The organism is Haladaptatus ordinarius, assembly GCF_054177595.1.
On sequence record NZ_JBPEHH010000029.1, the window covers coordinates 26,539 to 41,734 of the forward strand.

Genomic DNA, 15,196 nt, shown 5'->3' on the forward strand with positions numbered 1-15,196 from the left:
GTCACCTACCGACGAAGAATCGTCAATTATGGTATCGGGAGTATCGTCCTGGACTGGAAAAAACGCACGGCCGGGCGAGAAGAAATTTTTATCGTCAGGTCGTCTCGTACCACGATGGAACTACCGGAGGACAGGTCGCAGGTCGGCTGGTGGGCGTTCGCCATCGCGCTGTTAGCAGCACTGCTGTTCGTCGCGTACTCGTTCGTCGGGACGCTCGTCCTCGGACTGTTCGTCTACTACGGGACGCGACCGCTCTTTCGGCGGGTCACGACGCGAGTCGAGTCTCGGGGGCTCGCGGCGACGGCGACACTTTTGCTCGTCGCGTTGCCTGCACTGACGCTCGTCGGATACACTATCGTCGTCGGACTACAGGAACTCAGTCAGTTCACCGGAACGGGAGTCGAAACCTACTACACTCGACTCTTCCCCGGGTCGAACGAACCGCCGTCGTTCTTCTCACAGCCACGGCGACTGCTCAGCGCAGATCTCACTCGGTTTCGAGACGAACTCACGACCGCTGCGAGGTCACTCGGCGCAGTCGCGAACGGCATCCTTCATCTCTTCTTGGCCATCACGCTCGCCTTCTTCGCACTCCGCGACGGAAATCGCCTCGCCGAGTGGTTCCGCGACGAAGTGGGGGCGGAAAACCCCCTCGTGGCGTATCTCTCTGCAGTCGATAGTGACCTCGCCACGGTGTACTTCGGGAACGTGCTCACCGTCCTCCTGGTCGGGGTGCTGGCGACCATCGTGTACAACGCCTTCGCGACGTTCGCACCGTCTAGCGTGTCGTTTCCCATCCCGACCATCCTCGCTCTCATGACGGGACTTGCGACCTTCGTCCCCATCGTCGTCGGAAAGTTGGTCTACGTTCCGATTACTGCGTTTCTGGGGGTGCAGGCACTTCGAACCAGTCCACGACTCCTCTGGTTCCCGGCAGTGTTCTTCGTCGTCTCGCTCGTCCTCCTGGACTTGCTCCCACAGATGGTGGTTCGTCCCATGGTCTCGGGGCGCACGACCCACACCGGTCTCGTGATGTTCTCGTACGTGCTCGGTGGACTCCTGTTCGGATGGTACGGCATCTTCCTCGGCCCGCTCGTGCTCGTCCTCGTCGTGCAGTTCGCTGGAATGGCGTTCGGCGACCTCCTCCGAGGAAAATCCGTGACAGCGTCCTCGTCGCTCTCGCTCGGAACGGAACCTCCGGACGAACGGGACTGACATCGAAAAATCAGTTCTCGGGACGAACCGTTTCGCCCGGTCAGTAACAATCAGTAATCGAGGCGAATCTGGTCGTCGGTGACGGACGAGATCGCCTCTTCCTGCAGTGGGTACGTGTCCTCGTCTCTGTCGCCCCACCCGAGTTTCGATTTCACCTTGTCGGTGAGTCCCGGGTCGGGTTCGACGTAGGCCGTACCGTGTTCGACGTCGGAGACGATGCCGACTTCGTCGCCGTTCTGGTCTACGACTTTCTTCCCCTCGTCGTCGTCGGTGATCTCTGATACTGCCATTGCACCCTGACTTGGGCCTCGCCGTCGGTAGCCATCTTGGTTGCCAGTGCAGGTCCCTTATCCGACCACCGGAAACGAGGTGTCACTCGTCGGCAGGAAGCAGTGGATGGTCGTCGGGTGCGCGGGCACGTTTTCGCTGTACAGCGTCCCACTCTTCGAAATAGCCGTAGTCGGTCATCGTCGACATTCCGGCGATGGCAGCGCGTAGACTGAGACCCACCAGTGGAACGTCTGCAACCGTGATGACGACGTCTGCCTGTATGACGGCCCCATCCCGGAGGAGCACGTCGAGTAGGTCTACGACGGCGTGGTCGTCTTTCGTCGGTTTCATGCGTCGAGTTCCGGGGCGAAGGAGTAGGGCGGCCACGGGCCCGTAAAGCGCACTTCTACGCCCGGTTCTGCCGCGATATCGTCCAGGACGCTCCCGACGTCTGTTTCGCGTTCCTCGTGGGCGAGGAACGCGACCTGTACGACGGAGTCTGGCGTGTCGGAACCGAGGACGCTTCGCTGTGAGTCTACCTCATCGTACTCCCGAACGAGCGGTTCGAGGTCGTCTCGGAGGCGGGTCGCCAGCCGCTCTTTCCGCGCCTGCCGGAGGTCGCCGAGACGGTTTTCGTACTGTTTTTCGAGCATGAAGGCAGTTCCCTCGCTCGCGTCGTCGATTCGTTCGCGCAAGTCGGCCAACTCGTCGTCGTCCGATTCGAGTTCGTCACGGACGCGGTCTTCGTCCCACGTCACGCCGACGCGATACTCCCAGTGGCCCGAGAATTCGGCGAGATACGATTCGAGTTCGTCGTGCTGGTCGGCCACCCACGCTCGCACGCGCTCGTCGTCACCTTTCAGGATGGTGTCGAAGCGAAACGGGAGCGGCGTCCCAAACGTCTCTCCGGCACTGTCTACGACCTCCTGATGAGTCAGAAGCCACTCACGCACCGTCTCAAGGTCGTCCGAGTCGTAGGGCGAATCACAGGCCTGGACGACGACGCCGACGCCGTCTTCGCGGACGATGGAGATGGGTTCGTCGTCGATGCCGGTCTCCGAGAACTCGGCGTCACCGGTCGAATCCACCACGCAGTAGAGGTAGCGACCGTCTTCGAACTCCGTGTCGTCAGGGTCGTCCGTCGTGGTCTCTCCTGCAGTCTTCGTACCGTCTTCCATCGTGGTCTCTCCCGACTCAGTCATCACGACCCTCCAGACCCGGTTCGCGCTCCGAGAGGTCGACCAGCGCTTCGGTGAGCAAACTGTCCAGGTCCTCGCGGAGGTCGTCTACCTCGCGCTCTATCCCTTCGGACTCTTTCAGACGGTCTATCTCATCTTCGAGCGCCGCCAACTGCGACCCGAGTCGTTCTATCTCCTCTGGCGAGAGGTCGTCGCACTCCATCCGACGAACCGCCTCGCGCTCCAGGGCGTCGACCAGCAACTCGACCAGCGTGACGACGAGTGCGACGAGGCCACTCTGGGCGTCGTCACCGTCGATTTCAATCGTGCTCATTCTCGGCAGACACCTCCTCTTCCGCTTTTTCTGCGTCTCGGTCTTCCTCTTTCGTTTCTTCGTCAGTCTGGTCGGCGTCTTTCGCTTCGTCGGTCTCCGCGTTTTCCTCGCCGGATGCTGCGACCGTCATCACCGTCTCGGATTCTTCTAGGGGTTCTCTGCCCGACGCTTCTTCGACGCGTTTCATATCGGTACCCTCCGGGAATTCGAGTCCATACTCCGCGGCCGTATCGAACGAGGCGATGGCGGCCCGCAGTTGTACGCCGAGGAGTTCCGTCTCCCCGACGGTTACCACGATGTCGGCGTTGATGACGACGCCCTTCTCGAGCAGGAGTTCGAGCATCTCCGCGAGGTCGGACTGATTGCGCGTCGGTCTGGTCTCACTCATCTGAGTCCTCCTCAAACCGGTCGCCGTAGATTCGTTTCATGTTCGGTGCGGACGAGTGTCGCGTCTCTTTCGGAACGGTCGAGAACTTCTTCACGCTCAACCTGTCCATGCGTGACCCTGCCGCGGTGGAGTACGCGGTCGGGTTGCGTGAAGACGGTTGGCCGGGGCCACCGTGCATCTCGTTTTCCGCTTTGACCTCGGCGAGTTGGTTACGGGTCTTCCGCAACTTCTCGCGGAACGTCTCTACGCTGTCGTGGAGTTCCGACTGAATCTTCGACTCGTACAACTCCGACTGCATCTCGTCGTCCACGTCTCCTGCTCCCACACTGCCACCTTCCATATCGGCGTCCGCTCCCGACAACATCCCGTCGTCGTCCGAATCGTCGTCCAGGTCATCGACTGCGTCTTCGAACTCACGTGCCTCGCGCCAGACCTCGCGCATATCTGCCGAATCCCACAGTTCTTTTAGGTTGAGTGCCTGGTACAGCCCCCACATGTCGATGACCTCCTTCGGGTCTCCTTCGGAGATTGCCTCCGGTACGTCCTCCACGTCGATGGCTTCGGAGGCGTCGTCGGCGTCGACGACATCCGGAACGTCGCTGTAATCTATCTCGTCGAGGACGTCCTCTCCTTCGTCTAACACCGACCAGAGGTTCTCGGCCTCCTGTATGACCTCATCGAACGAGTCGGACGATTCGAACGCCGATTTGAGTCGCCTTACACCCGACTGTACCTCTTCCACGAACGTCTCCATTTGGTCGTTATCCATCTGGTGTCTCCCCGAATCGTAGTTCGAGTACATGGTTGTTGAACGACGCCGACGTGATTTCGGTTTTCTCGCCTGGCAGGCTGAGACGCTTGATGTAGCGTTGGACGTCCCGAATTTCGACCGTTCCGGTCTCGTCGTCGAACCTGACGGAGAGGTCGTCTTCCGACACGTCCGGCAGGTCGATGGTGAGTATCAGTTCGCCGTCCACTTCGCGTACGTCCGTCAGGTACTGCTTCCGGCGTCGATCCCGGTTTTCCTGTCTGCTGTGAGTCCGTCCCGGTCCGATGGAGTCGAACGTCACCGTGTAGTTGATTCGCCCTCCGTCGCCGTCGATTCGTCCGGAGCGCGTTCTGGGCGTGTCCGCTTCCGCGAGCGTGTTCGCCAGTCTGACTATCTGTCCAATCAGTCCCATTATCGTTTCACCTCGACTTTCCCGTTCCGTAATCGCTCGTGTACGTCCTCGGCGACCGCAAGTTGCTCTTCGAGATCGCTCTTTCGGGTCTCGTACTCCTCTTCCGACAGTTCGCCCAGCTCGTACAGCATCTGCGTCTCTTTGAGTTCGTCCTGGATTCCCTCCACGTCGTACATCTCGTCCAGCGCCATCGAGTGGAGGATATCGATGAGCGAGACGAACGGTTTGACGAGGAGGTCGTCCACGAGAATCATTTTTGTGCTCCGATCTGGATGTCGACGAAGTTGTACGGTGCCCAGGGCCCGGTGTACTGGACCGTGAGGTCGTCGTACTCCTCGCGTACGTCGTCGACGACCTCGCCGAAAGCCTCGCGGTCGTCCTCGGCGACGAGGTACGACCGGTTCAACACGAGTCGGTCGCTGAACAGGTCGTCGTCCGTCTCGCCCGCCGCGAGTTCCGACAGGCGGCCGCCCACGTCGTCACGGACTTCCTCGCGCGGCAATTCAGCGTCCTCGTCGGCGACGAGTTTGACGCCGAGTTCGACGTGTCCGTCTACCTCGCGGAGCGATTTCCTGAACGCCCGTCTCGCACCGCGGAGGACGGTCTTCAGGGACCGATTGTCCTTGAACGCCATTCCGAACTGCATCGGGACGACGGCGTCCACGTCGTCTCGTTCGAGTACGCGGCGGAGAATCTCGTCGTGTGCTTTACTGTCCTCGTCGGTTCGCTCGGGTTCGGTCGTGTCGATATCCGAGACGACGGCGGAGAGGGTCCGATAATCGACGGTGTACACCCTTTCTGCGTCACCTACTGCGTCGGCCTCGAATTCGAAATCGTTCTGTTCGACGACTCCGTAGACGTATCGGTTCGAACTCATCGTTTTGAAGACGGCAGTGTTTCAGTAACTACACTTCCTCTCTCTCAACAACGAATGGACGTGATGGGCGCTAATAAGTCGTGTGGCGGAAACAGCAAGCATACGCCTCGTTCGTCGCAAATCGAGAGAGCTGTGACGTTGTACTACGGTATCACTTCGCAGTTTTTCTCCGTTCGAGTTCGTCTAGTAATTCGTTCGCCAGCGACTGAAGGTCTTCGTCGGAGAGGTCTGCGAAATCGAGACCGTTCTCGACCACCTCGTTTGAACCGCCTTCGGCTTCCGCTGCTATCGCTTCGTCCGTCTCGTCTTCCTCTCCGCTCGACTCCTCCGCAGACCCCTCTCCTTCCTCGCTCGCTTCCGACTTCGTGTCCTCCCCATCGCGTTCACTGCCCGATTCGCTGGCCGTGTTTTCACTCTGTGGGATTTCGTCGCCACTCCCGTCGTCGCTCCCGACTGCGGGTGTGTTGGCGAGTATCTGTTTCGCCTCCTCTTTGCTCACCTCGAAGGCTTCCTGAACGCGCTGGCGGACGAGTCGTTCACGCGAATCGTCGGGCGTCTCGGGTTCGTTGCCGCCGTGACGACCTTCGAAGCGCGATATCACCGACTTTCCGAGTTTGCGTCCGACGACCATCCCCAGTCCACAGCCGACCAACCCGCCGAGTTCGCGCCCTATCGTCTTTCTGTCGTCGCTCCCCTCGAAATCGACGAGTTCGTCGAACAGCTGTTCGACGGTCGCTTCTTCTTGCAGACTCTCTTCGAGTAGTTCCTGTATCGTAGCTGTATCGCGGTCGGTCATACCTCCTCCCGTTCGTCTATGGCGAATATCTCTCGCTGTTCCCCCAGGTTCCCGCGTCGATACCGACCTGCGCGACCGTATCCTCGGACGTTGCCGGTCGAGTCGAGGCTGATGACGTACCGGTCGAGGATGTCCTCCGTATCGGGAACCGATCGGCGTTTTACCACCTCTGCGACCACTCGCCACCCCTCTTCGTGACGTTCGACCTCGACGATCCCGTCGAGCGGTGCGCCCGTGAGGTCCCCTGCGACAGCTCGGCCGACGTCCCGGGCATCGACGACGTCTATCGCGTCGTCCGTTTCGCGCACTTCACCAGCGGTATCGTGTTCGGAGTCCTCGACAACATCGGTGAGTTGGTCGATAACGTCGTCGAACTCGTCGACGCTGGAATCGTCCGTCTGTTCACTCATACACTCCCCCCTACGAGCGTGTCGGGACCGACGGCAATAACTCGTGTGCCCTCTGGGATGGTTTCTCTGAGGAACCGTTTCGATGTTCGGTACTTGGCAGCGGCACAATGGCTGATTTCGCTGACGCCACCTCTCACTACTTCTAAATCATAGTCCATTCCAAATACAGAGTCGTATAAAAACTGCTTGCATCGACGGCCCCAACCGTCAAATGGTGTTCGACTCTCTTTGTAGGTACAGGGAGACATTCCCGCTGATTACGATGGTACGAGCAAACCCCGATACCTCAAGTCTCGCGGAAGTGTTGGACCGCATCCTCGACAAGGGCGTCGTCATCGACATCTGGGCACGCGTCTCCGTCGTCGGCATCGAAGTGCTGACGGTGGAAGCCCGTGTCGTCGTGGCGTCCGTGGACACGTTCCTCCACTACGCCAAAGAGATGTCGAGGCTGGAACAAGCCACAGCAGGCGACGAGGTCGACTTCGAAGAAGTCGACGTAAAGGCGACTACGTCGTAAGCATCCGGTGAGCCATGTCGGAAGCCGACCAGTGCCGGGCGCTCACGGAGTCCGGTGACCGCTGTACGCGCCCGGCACAGGACGACGGATTCTGTTATCAACACGATTCCGACAACGAGACCGTAAACGACGCCAACGGACAGGAGGAAAACGACGTGAGCCAAGATACTACGACCGAAAGCAACGAGAGTGAGAGCGAGGAGACGAACGACTTCGACGTGATGGACGTCCGGGAGACGATAGAGGACGTGGCGTCCGACCTCGTCGGCCATCCACTCGACGGCATCATCGAGATTACAGAGGACGACGAGGGCTGGGAAGTCGTGGTCGAGATGGTCGAACGGAGTTCGATTCCCGACACACAGGACATCCTCGGACAGTACGCCGTCTCACTGAACGAATCCGGAGGAGTCACGGGGTATCGGCTCAGAGAGCGGTATCGGCGCGGTGACGAACAGGAAAGATAGATTATCCTTTTCTGAAGCCGAGCATGAAACCGCCGACGAATCCGGCGCTCACGGAGAGCGTCGAGAGGAGGGTGGCGACCCACGATGGGGGAGTCCCACTCTGGGCCGCTTCGCCCGTCTTCAAGAGTCCGGCGGTGAGTTTGTCCCATTCGACGGTCAGTATTTCACGCGATTCGAGGAATTTGAACAGGGCGAGTTCGAGTCCGACGATGACGGCGATGAGCTTCGCCACCTTCTTCGCGGCGAAACCGATGATTCCGCCGATGAGGGCACCGCTTCCGAACTCCAGTCCGAGTATTTGGGGATCTATTCCGATTTGCATTACCCAATTCAGCACATCAATAGGTTAAGAATTTTGTGGTCTTTTCGAGGAAAGAGGTTGCTATTCGGCAGCAGTCTCTCGAACGGTTGACGTTCGATACGTGATCGGGACAGGACCTGTCGCTGGGACCAACTCGAACCGTCGACCCCACCTGGCAGGTCGTACACCGCCGCGACCCGAAGACTCTCGGCGGGAGATTGAAGAACCCCGGTGGCGTACGGGCGAACGTGCACGGAAATGCGGCACAAATCGGAGTGAAGAGCCGGCACGGCTGACGTGGTCGGCATCGACATCAGTGGTCGCCACGAAGAGGCGGGCGAGTACCTGATGGTCGCTGCCGCCGTCCACGCTACCGTCGGGACGACGCGTCTTCACTGCGTCGAAGGGATGGGGTTCGCAATCAGCCGCGAAGAACCGACACTGACCGCCGTCACCGGAATCGTCGGCGACGCCCTCGACGAACTTCCCCGTCCACAGACCGGGCCGGTGGTCGCCGAACCCGGAGAATTCTACGAAGAACCCGAGTGGATGGTCGAACAACATCTCGAACTGGAATTTAAGTACGTCGAGAGCATAGCCGAACGTGAAACCGTGCAGGCCGCACACCACGCCGCATACGCCGCTCGCAAACTACTCCTATGAAAGCGATATTGGCAAAACGAGTAGACGCTGGAACTGCCGACACTACCGAACTACGAGACCTGACTCGTGCCGCCGGGTACGACATCGTCGCCGAGTTTACCCAGTCACGCGAGGAAGATGCAGCGTTTCAGTTCGGCGAAGGAAAGGTGATGGAACTCGTCGACGCCGTCTCCGAGACGGGGGCCGAGTTGGTCGTCTTCGACAACCAACTCGGGCCGTATCAGACGTACAACCTCGGCCAGCGGCTCCCCGACGGGACGCGCGTCATCGACCGATTCCGACTCATCCTCGAAATCTTCGGGCAACGCGCGCAGACGCGCAAGGCCCAGTTACAAGTCGAGTTGGCCGAACTGCGCTACGAACTACCGCGAGTCGAAGCGAAGACGAGTCTCGCGAAACGCGACGAGCGTCCCGGATTCATGGGTCTCGGCGAGTACGACGAGAGCCACGAACAGGACATCAAAGACCAGATAAGTCGCATCAAAAACGAACTCGACGCCATCGCCGACAAGGAGGCAGACCGCAGGCAGAAGCGGCGGGAGTCGGGATTCGACCTCGTGGCGCTCGCGGGGTACACCAACGCCGGGAAATCGACCCTCCTCCAGCAGCTCGCAGAGGAGCTAGAAATCGGCGAGAACGACGAACTCCACCCCGACCTCGACCCGACCGCAGAGGCCGAAGACCGTCTGTTCACGACGCTCGGGACGACGACGCGAAAGGCGTCGTTCGACCGACGGAACGTGCTCGTCACGGATACGGTCGGGTTCATCAGCGACCTCCCACACTGGCTGGTCGAATCGTTCAAATCCACGCTCGACGCGGTGTACTTCGCCGACCTCGTCTTGCTCGTCGTGGACGTGAGCGAACCCATCGACGACATCCGTGAAAAACTCGTCACCTGTCACGACACGCTGTACGAGCGCAATCAAGCGCCCATCGTCACGGTCCTGAACAAAATCGACGCCGTGAGCGACAAGGAACTGGAAGAAAAACGGGAGGCGCTCTCCGCGCTCGCACCGAATCCCGTCGCTATCAGTGGCATGGAGGGCCAGAACGTCGAGGAGTTGAAACGACGTATCGACGTGGAACTCCCCGACTGGCAGTTCGAGCGTCTCGTCATGCCGATGACGGAGGGCACGATGAGCGTCGTTTCGTGGGTTCACGAAAACGCACACGTGGAGGACGTCACGTACGTCGACGACGAAGTGGTCGTCGAGTTCGAAGCCAGATCGTCTATCGTCCAACAATCGAGGGCGAAAGCAAGCGACTTGACGGCCGCACCGTCGGCCTAGAGCATCGAAGAGAGTGATACGGGGCCATCGGAGCGAATCCACGCACAGTGGTTCTTCTGGTCGTAGATGAGCACAGCGTCGTCTTGGACTTCCAGTTCAGCGTATCGTTCGTCGTCGCCGCCGTGGCGGGGGTCGTCTGCTTCGTTCGTATTCGGGGTCATACCTTCCTGGTTGTAGGTCGTTATCGACTTACTCTACGGTAGCAGGTAGCAACCCGATACTGATAAATGTTACCAATTGCCAAGGTTCCGCAGTTACCCCTGGGTCAGCAGGGGATACAAACATTTCGGTGAACGTGAACGGAGGAGTGTGGCGTCGCCGTCGGGCCGGGAACCGACCGTTCCGGTCGTGAGTTGATATTTTTCTCAGGATATATAACGAATGACACTGAATGAGAACTATGCTTGGTGATAACAGCATACAGGCGGAGAACATTCCGGAGGAGAAGTTCCCACCATCGGAGACCAGAGCAGACTGTTTCCACGCGCTGCCTGAACTCCATTATCCCAAGTCACTCAATGCGGCGGTCGAACTGGTCGATAGACACGTCGAGTCGGGACGAGGGGAGAACGTCGCCATCTACTTCGAAGACGAGACGATAACCTATGGCGACCTTCGAGAACGAGTCGACCGCCTCGGCAACGTACTCCTCGACCTCGGTGTCGAACCGGGGGACCGGGTCTTCGTCCGATTCCCGAATCGACCCGAGTACGCGGTATCGTGTCTCGCGGTGCAGAAAATCGGTGCCATTCCCGTCCCCTCGATGAAACTGTTGCAGGCGAAAGAGTGCACCTACGTCGTCGAAGACTCGGGAGCGACGGTCGCGCTCGTCCACGACGGACTCCTCGAACCGGTCGAGGCCGCGAACGAGGCGTGTGATTCGCTCCGAGAGATAGTCGTCGCAGAGCGCGAGGGCGTCGCCCACAACTGTCACGATTTCGACAAACTCGCGGCCAAGGCCTCGCCGGACCTCGACGCAGCGCCGACACACCGAGACGACCTCTCGATGATCGCGTACACGAGCGGGACGACCGGCCGCCCCAAAGGGACGGTCCACACGCATCGACAGATGCTCGCCATCGTGGACGGCTACGCCCGATACTGCCTTGAACCGACGGAAGACGATGTCTTCTCGGGCAACCCACCCATCGCGTTCACGTTCGGGTACGGCGTACTCGTCGCGTTCCCGCTCCGATTCGGTGCGAGCACCGTCATCGTCGAAAACGCGGAACCGATAGACCTCATCGAGACCATCGACGCGTACGGCGTGACGGTTCTCGGGTCCATTCCGACCGCCTACAACCAGATGCTAAACGAGCACGGCGAGGAAATCGAGACCGCAGACCTCTCGTCGCTGCGCGTCGGTATCAGTGCTGGAGAACCTTTGTCGCCGTCGACGTTCGAGCGGGTGAAATCGTCGTTCGGCATCGAACTGCTCGACGGACTGGGATCGACCGAGATGCTCCACATCTTCGTCAGCCACCGAATCGGCGACGACATCGACCCCTCGGTGACTGGCTACCCCGTCCCGGGATACGAGTGTAAGGTCATCGACCCCGACACCGACAACGAACTCGACGTCGGCGAGGCCGGACTGCTCGCCATCAGGGGGCCGACCGGCGTGACCTACTGGGGTCGCCCGGAGAAACAGGAACTGGCGGTTCGAGACGGGTGGAGCCTCCCGGGTGACGTGTTCGTTCGGACCGAAGACGACCGGTTCGAGTACAAGTCGCGGCGGGACGACCTCATCGTCTCCAGCGGGTACAACGTTCCGGGCCCGGAGGTAGAGTCGGTGCTCCAGGAACGCGAGGAGATTTACGAGACGGCGGTCGTCGGCAGTCCCGACGAAGAGCGCGGGATGGTCGTCAAAGCGTTCGTCGTCCTCGCCGATGGGTACGAAGCGAGCGACGAACTCACGACGACGTTCCAAGACCACGTCAAGAGCCAGATAGCCCCGTACAAGTATCCTCGCCGAATCGAATACGTGGCCGAACTTCCGAAGACCGAGACTGGAAAGATACGACGGAACGTCCTCCGAAATCGTGAGCAAAACCGCTGAAAGTCTCCTGAGAACGGTCCGACGGTGGTCAGGGCGCGTAACGTTCCGTTCTCCGTCTGCTGTGGTGCCGAGAGGACCGCTCCGATTCGTCCGTTCTGCCTGCTGATAGTACTTGCTACGTGGTAGCATTCACCGATAATTATAGGACGCTGTAGGTGCCAGATGGAAAACATATAAATGCACGTTGGAATCGGTCTCCCGAACACGCTAGACGGCGCCGACAGAGAACTGATACTGAACTGGGCCGAGTGGGCCGACGACGGCCCGTTCACGAGTCTCGGCGTGTTCGACCGACTGCGATATCACGGTCTCGCCCCGGTCGAAACGCTCGCCGCGTGTGCGTCCATCACCGACGACATCGAGTTAGCGACGACGATAATCGCGGGACCGCTCCGGCGCAACGCGACGTTGGCGAAACGGGCCGCGACGCTCGACGTCCTCTCGGACGGTCGGCTCACGCTCGGGATGGCGCTCGGAGCGCGTAAAGACGACTACGAAACCGCTGGCGTCGAGTATGGGAAACGTGGACGCCGCTTCGACCAGCAACTGGCGGAACTCCGCGAGTACTGGGACGGTGAGGAGGTCGGCCCCGACCCGGTCCAGGAGGGCGGGCCGACGGTACTCGTCGGCGGCGACAGCGACAACACGTACCGCCGTCTCGGGCGGTTCGCCGACGGCTACATCCACGGTGGCGGCCCACCCCACGCCTTCGCTCGGCAGGCGGAACGTGCCCGTGCCGCGTGGACCGAGTGCGAACGACCGGGCGACCCCGAACTGTGGGGACACGGATACTACGCCCTCGGTGGTGAGGATGCGGCCGAACGAGGACGGGAGTATCTCCTCGACTACTACGAGTTCACCGGGCCGTTCGCCGAGCGCATCGCCGAGGGTCTGCTCACGACGCCCCAAGAGGTGACGCAGTTCGTCCGTGGGTACGAGGACGAGAGCTGTGACGAACTCGTCCTGTTCCCGACCGTCGCCGCCCCGGAACAGTTCGACCTGTTGGCCGACACGCTCGGCGACACGTGGAACGGACGTGATGAGGCGTGAAACTGGCCGTCATCGGCGGCGGTCCGGGAGGGCTGTACGCCTCACTGTTACTGAAAAAGACCTTCCCGGAGTGGGACGTCGCCGTCTACGAGCGCGACCCGGCAGACAACACCTACGGATGGGGAGTCGTCTTCTCGGACGCCACGCTCTCCTCGCTTCGCGAGGCTGACCGAAAGAGCCACGAACGAATCACCGACGCCTTCGTCCGCTGGGACCCCATCGACATCTACTACGAGGGAGAGTATTTCCGGTGTGGCGGACACTCGTTCGCCGGCATCATGCGTGCGGACCTCCTCTCTATCCTCCAGACGCGTGCGACGGAACTCGGCGTCGAGTTACACCACGGCGAACCGATCAACGACCCAGAGCGCCTCCGGGCAGACGCGGACGTCCTCGTCGGTGCAGATGGACTGAGCAGTACCGTCAGGGAGACGTACGAGGAGTCGTTTCGCCCCGACGTCAGCGCGGGGAGTGCCAAGTTCGCCTGGTTCGGGACCGAAAAGCCGTTCGACGTGTTCACGTTCGTCTTCCGCGAGAACGAACACGGCCTCTGGCGCGTCCACGCCTACCCCGGCCGCAAGAGCACGTTCATCGTCGAGTGTACCGAGGAGACGTGGAGCGCCGCCGGAATGGACGAGGCGAGCGAGGACGAGGCACTCGGCTACTTCGAGGATCTCTTCTCGGACCACCTGGAGGGGTACGAACTCGAATCGAAACTCTACGCGTGGCGAAACTTCCCCACCGTGAAGAACGCCACGTGGTCACACGAGAACGTCGTCCTCGTCGGCGACGCGGCCCACACGGCACACTTCTCCATCGGGTCGGGGACGAAGATGGCGATGGAAGACGCAATCGCGCTCCACGAGGCGTTCGAGGAACACGGGACGGACGTTCGGGCCGCGTTCAACTGGTTCGAGAAGGAGCGCCGTCCCCGGGTCCAGGGACTACAGGAGGCCGCCGACCGGAGCGAGAACTACTTCGAGAACGTCGAACGCTATCAGAACCTTCGGCCTCGGCGCTTCGCGTTCAACCTCCTCACCCGAAGCGGGCGAATCACGTACGACAATCTCCGCGTTCGCGACCCGTCTTTCGTCGACCAGTTCGACCAGTGGTTCACGGAAGCCGAAGGCGAGGCCGTGACGGCGGTGGCGACGCCCCCGCTGTTCAAACGACTCTCGCTGCGAGACGTGACGATGCCGAACCGCACTGTCGTGACGCTGCCGCCGACCGAAACGGCGACCGACGGACTCCCCGAGGACTTGTATATAGACGAACTGGTGGCTCGCGGCGAACTGGGTCCCGGTATGGTGCTCTCCGACCCACTCGCGGTCACGGCCAACGGGCGGATTACACCCGGAACGCCGGGGTTGTACGCGGACGAACACGCAGACGCCCTCGGCGACGCCATCGTTCGGGTACACGAGGCCTCACCAGCAGCGACTGTCGTCGGTTGCCACCTCTTCCACGCCGGTCGGCGCGGGGCGACCAAATCCCGCGAACGCGGACTCGACAGACCGCTCTCCGAACGCGAACAGTGGGAACTGTTCGCCCCCTCGGCGAAACCGTACGGCCCCACGAGCCAGACACCCACCGCGATGGACGCGGCCGATTTGGACCGGGTTCGCGATGCGTTCGTGGCCGCGACCGAACGGGCCGATGCGGCAGGCTTCGACCACCTGCAACTGAACGCCGGTCACGGCTACCTCCTGTCGAGTTTCCTCTCGCCGCTCTCGAACGACCGTGAGGACGAGTACGGTGGGTCACTGGAGGGGCGGATGCGCTACCCGCTATCGGTCTTCGACGCCGTCCGTGAGGCGTGGCCCGACGAGAAGTCGCTGGGGGTCACCCTGCAAGCGACCGATTGGAATCTGAACGGCTTCAAAACCCGCGAGTCGTACGAGGTCGCCCGGTCGATCGAAGCGCGCGACTGCGACCTCCTCGCGGTCGTGGCGGGGCAAGCGTCCGTGCGAGAGCGGCCGCAGTTCGACACCGACACCCTGGGCCGGTTCAGCGAACAGTTCCGCAACGAAGTCGAGATGCCGACCCTGTCGACCAACTACTGTACGACCTACGACGAAGTGAACACGATGGTCGGCGGTGGTCGGGCCGATCTGGTGCTGTTCCATCCAAAGACGCCGACACCCGGGCGATAGGCGAGTGCGGCGTGCTGGACCGTGTCGGACGAAGCTGTCGAACCC

The 15,196-nt window shown here is 61.0% G+C and carries 21 protein-coding genes; 8 read left to right on the forward strand and 13 right to left on the reverse strand.

Annotated elements, in window-relative coordinates:
• Positions 1 to 114: 114 nt before the first annotated feature.
• Complete coding sequence (locus ACR3FF_RS12405) at positions 115 to 1,215, forward strand: AI-2E family transporter (protein ID WP_458188355.1); 1,101 nt, start codon at positions 115 to 117, stop codon at positions 1,213 to 1,215.
• 50 nt (positions 1,216 to 1,265) lie between these two features.
• Here the strand turns inward: ACR3FF_RS12405 and ACR3FF_RS12410 are convergent, their stop codons facing one another.
• The 11 genes from ACR3FF_RS12410 to gvpO (ACR3FF_RS12460) form a co-directional block, all read right to left on the reverse strand.
• A complete protein-coding gene (locus ACR3FF_RS12410) occupies positions 1,266 to 1,505 on the reverse strand; it encodes a PRC-barrel domain containing protein (RefSeq protein WP_458188357.1) in 240 nt (79 codons plus the stop codon).
• Between the two features lie 82 nt (positions 1,506 to 1,587).
• Positions 1,588 to 1,836, reverse strand: a complete 249-nt coding sequence (gene gvpM / locus ACR3FF_RS12415; protein ID WP_458188358.1) for a gas vesicle protein GvpM — start codon at positions 1,834 to 1,836, stop codon at positions 1,588 to 1,590.
• A complete protein-coding gene (gvpL, locus tag ACR3FF_RS12420) occupies positions 1,833 to 2,687 on the reverse strand; it encodes a gas vesicle protein GvpL (RefSeq protein WP_458188359.1) in 855 nt (284 codons plus the stop codon). The genes gvpM and gvpL overlap by 4 nt, the downstream gene beginning before the upstream one ends.
• Positions 2,680 to 2,997, reverse strand: coding sequence for a gas vesicle protein GvpK (gvpK, locus tag ACR3FF_RS12425; protein ID WP_458188360.1), 318 nt, complete (start codon positions 2,995 to 2,997; stop codon positions 2,680 to 2,682). The genes gvpL and gvpK overlap by 8 nt, the downstream gene beginning before the upstream one ends.
• Positions 2,984 to 3,385, reverse strand: coding sequence for a gas vesicle protein GvpJ (gvpJ, locus tag ACR3FF_RS12430; RefSeq protein ID WP_458188361.1), 402 nt, complete (start codon positions 3,383 to 3,385; stop codon positions 2,984 to 2,986). Before gvpJ ends, gvpK begins: the two co-directional genes overlap by 14 nt.
• Complete coding sequence (locus ACR3FF_RS12435) at positions 3,378 to 4,154, reverse strand: hypothetical protein (protein ID WP_458188362.1); 777 nt, start codon at positions 4,152 to 4,154, stop codon at positions 3,378 to 3,380. The genes gvpJ and ACR3FF_RS12435 overlap by 8 nt, the downstream gene beginning before the upstream one ends.
• Positions 4,147 to 4,566, reverse strand: coding sequence for an Hsp20/alpha crystallin family protein (locus ACR3FF_RS12440; RefSeq protein ID WP_458188364.1), 420 nt, complete (start codon positions 4,564 to 4,566; stop codon positions 4,147 to 4,149). The genes ACR3FF_RS12435 and ACR3FF_RS12440 overlap by 8 nt, the downstream gene beginning before the upstream one ends.
• Positions 4,566 to 4,820 (reverse strand): gas vesicle protein GvpG, encoded by a 255-nt coding sequence (gvpG, locus tag ACR3FF_RS12445; RefSeq protein ID WP_458188366.1) that lies wholly within the window; start codon positions 4,818 to 4,820, stop codon positions 4,566 to 4,568. Before gvpG ends, ACR3FF_RS12440 begins: the two co-directional genes overlap by 1 nt.
• A complete protein-coding gene (locus tag ACR3FF_RS12450) occupies positions 4,817 to 5,443 on the reverse strand; it encodes a GvpL/GvpF family gas vesicle protein (RefSeq protein ID WP_458188368.1) in 627 nt (208 codons plus the stop codon). Before ACR3FF_RS12450 ends, gvpG begins: the two co-directional genes overlap by 4 nt.
• A 151-nt stretch (positions 5,444 to 5,594) precedes the next feature.
• A complete protein-coding gene (locus tag ACR3FF_RS12455; RefSeq protein WP_458188370.1) occupies positions 5,595 to 6,239 on the reverse strand; it encodes a hypothetical protein in 645 nt (214 codons plus the stop codon).
• A complete protein-coding gene (gene gvpO, locus ACR3FF_RS12460) occupies positions 6,236 to 6,649 on the reverse strand; it encodes a gas vesicle protein GvpO (protein ID WP_458188372.1) in 414 nt (137 codons plus the stop codon). Before gvpO (ACR3FF_RS12460) ends, ACR3FF_RS12455 begins: the two co-directional genes overlap by 4 nt.
• 262 nt (positions 6,650 to 6,911) lie before the next feature.
• Here gvpO (ACR3FF_RS12460) and gvpA point away from each other — a divergent pair, with 262 nt between their 5' ends.
• Both gvpA and gvpO (ACR3FF_RS12470) read left to right on the forward strand, forming a co-directional pair.
• The gene (gene gvpA, locus ACR3FF_RS12465; RefSeq protein ID WP_458188374.1) at positions 6,912 to 7,166 is read left to right on the forward strand and encodes a gas vesicle protein GvpA; all 255 of its coding nucleotides are present in this window, start codon (positions 6,912 to 6,914) and stop codon (positions 7,164 to 7,166) included.
• A 14-nt stretch (positions 7,167 to 7,180) separates the two neighbouring features.
• Entirely contained in the window at positions 7,181 to 7,633 is a 453-nt protein-coding gene (gene gvpO, locus ACR3FF_RS12470) for a gas vesicle protein GvpO, halophile-type (protein ID WP_458188375.1), read from the forward strand.
• A gap of 1 nt (position 7,634) precedes the next feature.
• On the opposite strand, the gene ACR3FF_RS12475 is transcribed toward gvpO (ACR3FF_RS12470), so the two are convergent.
• Entirely contained in the window at positions 7,635 to 7,955 is a 321-nt protein-coding gene (locus tag ACR3FF_RS12475) for an FUN14 domain-containing protein (RefSeq protein WP_458188376.1), read from the reverse strand.
• A gap of 285 nt (positions 7,956 to 8,240) precedes the next feature.
• On the opposite strand from ACR3FF_RS12475, the gene ACR3FF_RS12480 reads away from it, so the two are divergent.
• Both ACR3FF_RS12480 and hflX read left to right on the forward strand, forming a co-directional pair.
• Positions 8,241 to 8,597: a DUF2209 family protein gene (locus tag ACR3FF_RS12480; RefSeq protein ID WP_458188412.1), complete on the forward strand. Its 357-nt coding sequence runs from the start codon at positions 8,241 to 8,243 to the stop codon at positions 8,595 to 8,597.
• Entirely contained in the window at positions 8,594 to 9,889 is a 1,296-nt protein-coding gene (gene hflX / locus ACR3FF_RS12485) for a GTPase HflX (protein ID WP_458188378.1), read from the forward strand. The genes ACR3FF_RS12480 and hflX overlap by 4 nt, the downstream gene beginning before the upstream one ends.
• On the opposite strand, the gene ACR3FF_RS12490 is transcribed toward hflX, so the two are convergent.
• Positions 9,886 to 10,050 (reverse strand): DUF7331 family protein, encoded by a 165-nt coding sequence (locus tag ACR3FF_RS12490; protein WP_458188380.1) that lies wholly within the window; start codon positions 10,048 to 10,050, stop codon positions 9,886 to 9,888. The genes hflX and ACR3FF_RS12490 overlap by 4 nt on opposite strands.
• 239 nt (positions 10,051 to 10,289) lie before the next feature.
• Here ACR3FF_RS12490 and ACR3FF_RS12495 point away from each other — a divergent pair, with 239 nt between their 5' ends.
• The 3 genes from ACR3FF_RS12495 (at position 10,290) to ACR3FF_RS12505 (ending at position 15,151) form a co-directional block, all read left to right on the forward strand.
• Positions 10,290 to 11,948 (forward strand): acyl-CoA synthetase, encoded by a 1,659-nt coding sequence (locus tag ACR3FF_RS12495; RefSeq protein WP_458188382.1) that lies wholly within the window; start codon positions 10,290 to 10,292, stop codon positions 11,946 to 11,948.
• A gap of 177 nt (positions 11,949 to 12,125) precedes the next feature.
• Positions 12,126 to 12,998 carry an LLM class flavin-dependent oxidoreductase gene (locus tag ACR3FF_RS12500; protein ID WP_458188384.1) on the forward strand — a complete coding sequence of 291 codons (873 nt, stop codon included), beginning with the start codon at positions 12,126 to 12,128 and terminating at the stop codon, positions 12,996 to 12,998.
• Positions 12,995 to 15,151 (forward strand): oxidoreductase, encoded by a 2,157-nt coding sequence (locus tag ACR3FF_RS12505; RefSeq protein WP_458188386.1) that lies wholly within the window; start codon positions 12,995 to 12,997, stop codon positions 15,149 to 15,151. Before ACR3FF_RS12500 ends, ACR3FF_RS12505 begins: the two co-directional genes overlap by 4 nt.
• The last annotated feature ends 45 nt before the right edge of the window (positions 15,152 to 15,196 follow it).

Bases quoted from the DNA above. Each gene is read 5' to 3' on its own strand.
- hflX (WP_458188378.1), top strand. From the start codon at position 8,594: ATGAAAGCGATATTGGCAAAACGAGTAGACGCTGGAACTGCCGACACT.
- gvpK (WP_458188360.1), bottom strand. From the start codon at position 2,997: ATGAGCACGATTGAAATCGACGGTGACGACGCCCAGAGTGGCCTCGTC.
- ACR3FF_RS12450 (WP_458188368.1), bottom strand. From the start codon at position 5,443: ATGAGTTCGAACCGATACGTCTACGGAGTCGTCGAACAGAACGATTTC.
- gvpA (WP_458188374.1), top strand. From the start codon at position 6,912: ATGGTACGAGCAAACCCCGATACCTCAAGTCTCGCGGAAGTGTTGGAC.
- ACR3FF_RS12405 (WP_458188355.1), top strand. From the start codon at position 115: ATGGAACTACCGGAGGACAGGTCGCAGGTCGGCTGGTGGGCGTTCGCC.
- ACR3FF_RS12500 (WP_458188384.1), top strand. From the start codon at position 12,126: ATGCACGTTGGAATCGGTCTCCCGAACACGCTAGACGGCGCCGACAGA.
- gvpL (WP_458188359.1), bottom strand. From the start codon at position 2,687: ATGACTGAGTCGGGAGAGACCACGATGGAAGACGGTACGAAGACTGCA.
- gvpM (WP_458188358.1), bottom strand. From the start codon at position 1,836: ATGAAACCGACGAAAGACGACCACGCCGTCGTAGACCTACTCGACGTG.
- ACR3FF_RS12410 (WP_458188357.1), bottom strand. From the start codon at position 1,505: ATGGCAGTATCAGAGATCACCGACGACGACGAGGGGAAGAAAGTCGTA.
- gvpJ (WP_458188361.1), bottom strand. From the start codon at position 3,385: ATGAGTGAGACCAGACCGACGCGCAATCAGTCCGACCTCGCGGAGATG.
- gvpO (WP_458188375.1), top strand. From the start codon at position 7,181: ATGTCGGAAGCCGACCAGTGCCGGGCGCTCACGGAGTCCGGTGACCGC.
- ACR3FF_RS12440 (WP_458188364.1), bottom strand. From the start codon at position 4,566: ATGGGACTGATTGGACAGATAGTCAGACTGGCGAACACGCTCGCGGAA.
- ACR3FF_RS12455 (WP_458188370.1), bottom strand. From the start codon at position 6,239: ATGACCGACCGCGATACAGCTACGATACAGGAACTACTCGAAGAGAGT.
- ACR3FF_RS12490 (WP_458188380.1), bottom strand. From the start codon at position 10,050: ATGACCCCGAATACGAACGAAGCAGACGACCCCCGCCACGGCGGCGAC.
- ACR3FF_RS12475 (WP_458188376.1), bottom strand. From the start codon at position 7,955: ATGCAAATCGGAATAGATCCCCAAATACTCGGACTGGAGTTCGGAAGC.
- ACR3FF_RS12435 (WP_458188362.1), bottom strand. From the start codon at position 4,154: ATGGATAACGACCAAATGGAGACGTTCGTGGAAGAGGTACAGTCGGGT.
- ACR3FF_RS12495 (WP_458188382.1), top strand. From the start codon at position 10,290: ATGCTTGGTGATAACAGCATACAGGCGGAGAACATTCCGGAGGAGAAG.
- gvpG (WP_458188366.1), bottom strand. From the start codon at position 4,820: ATGATTCTCGTGGACGACCTCCTCGTCAAACCGTTCGTCTCGCTCATC.
- gvpO (WP_458188372.1), bottom strand. From the start codon at position 6,649: ATGAGTGAACAGACGGACGATTCCAGCGTCGACGAGTTCGACGACGTT.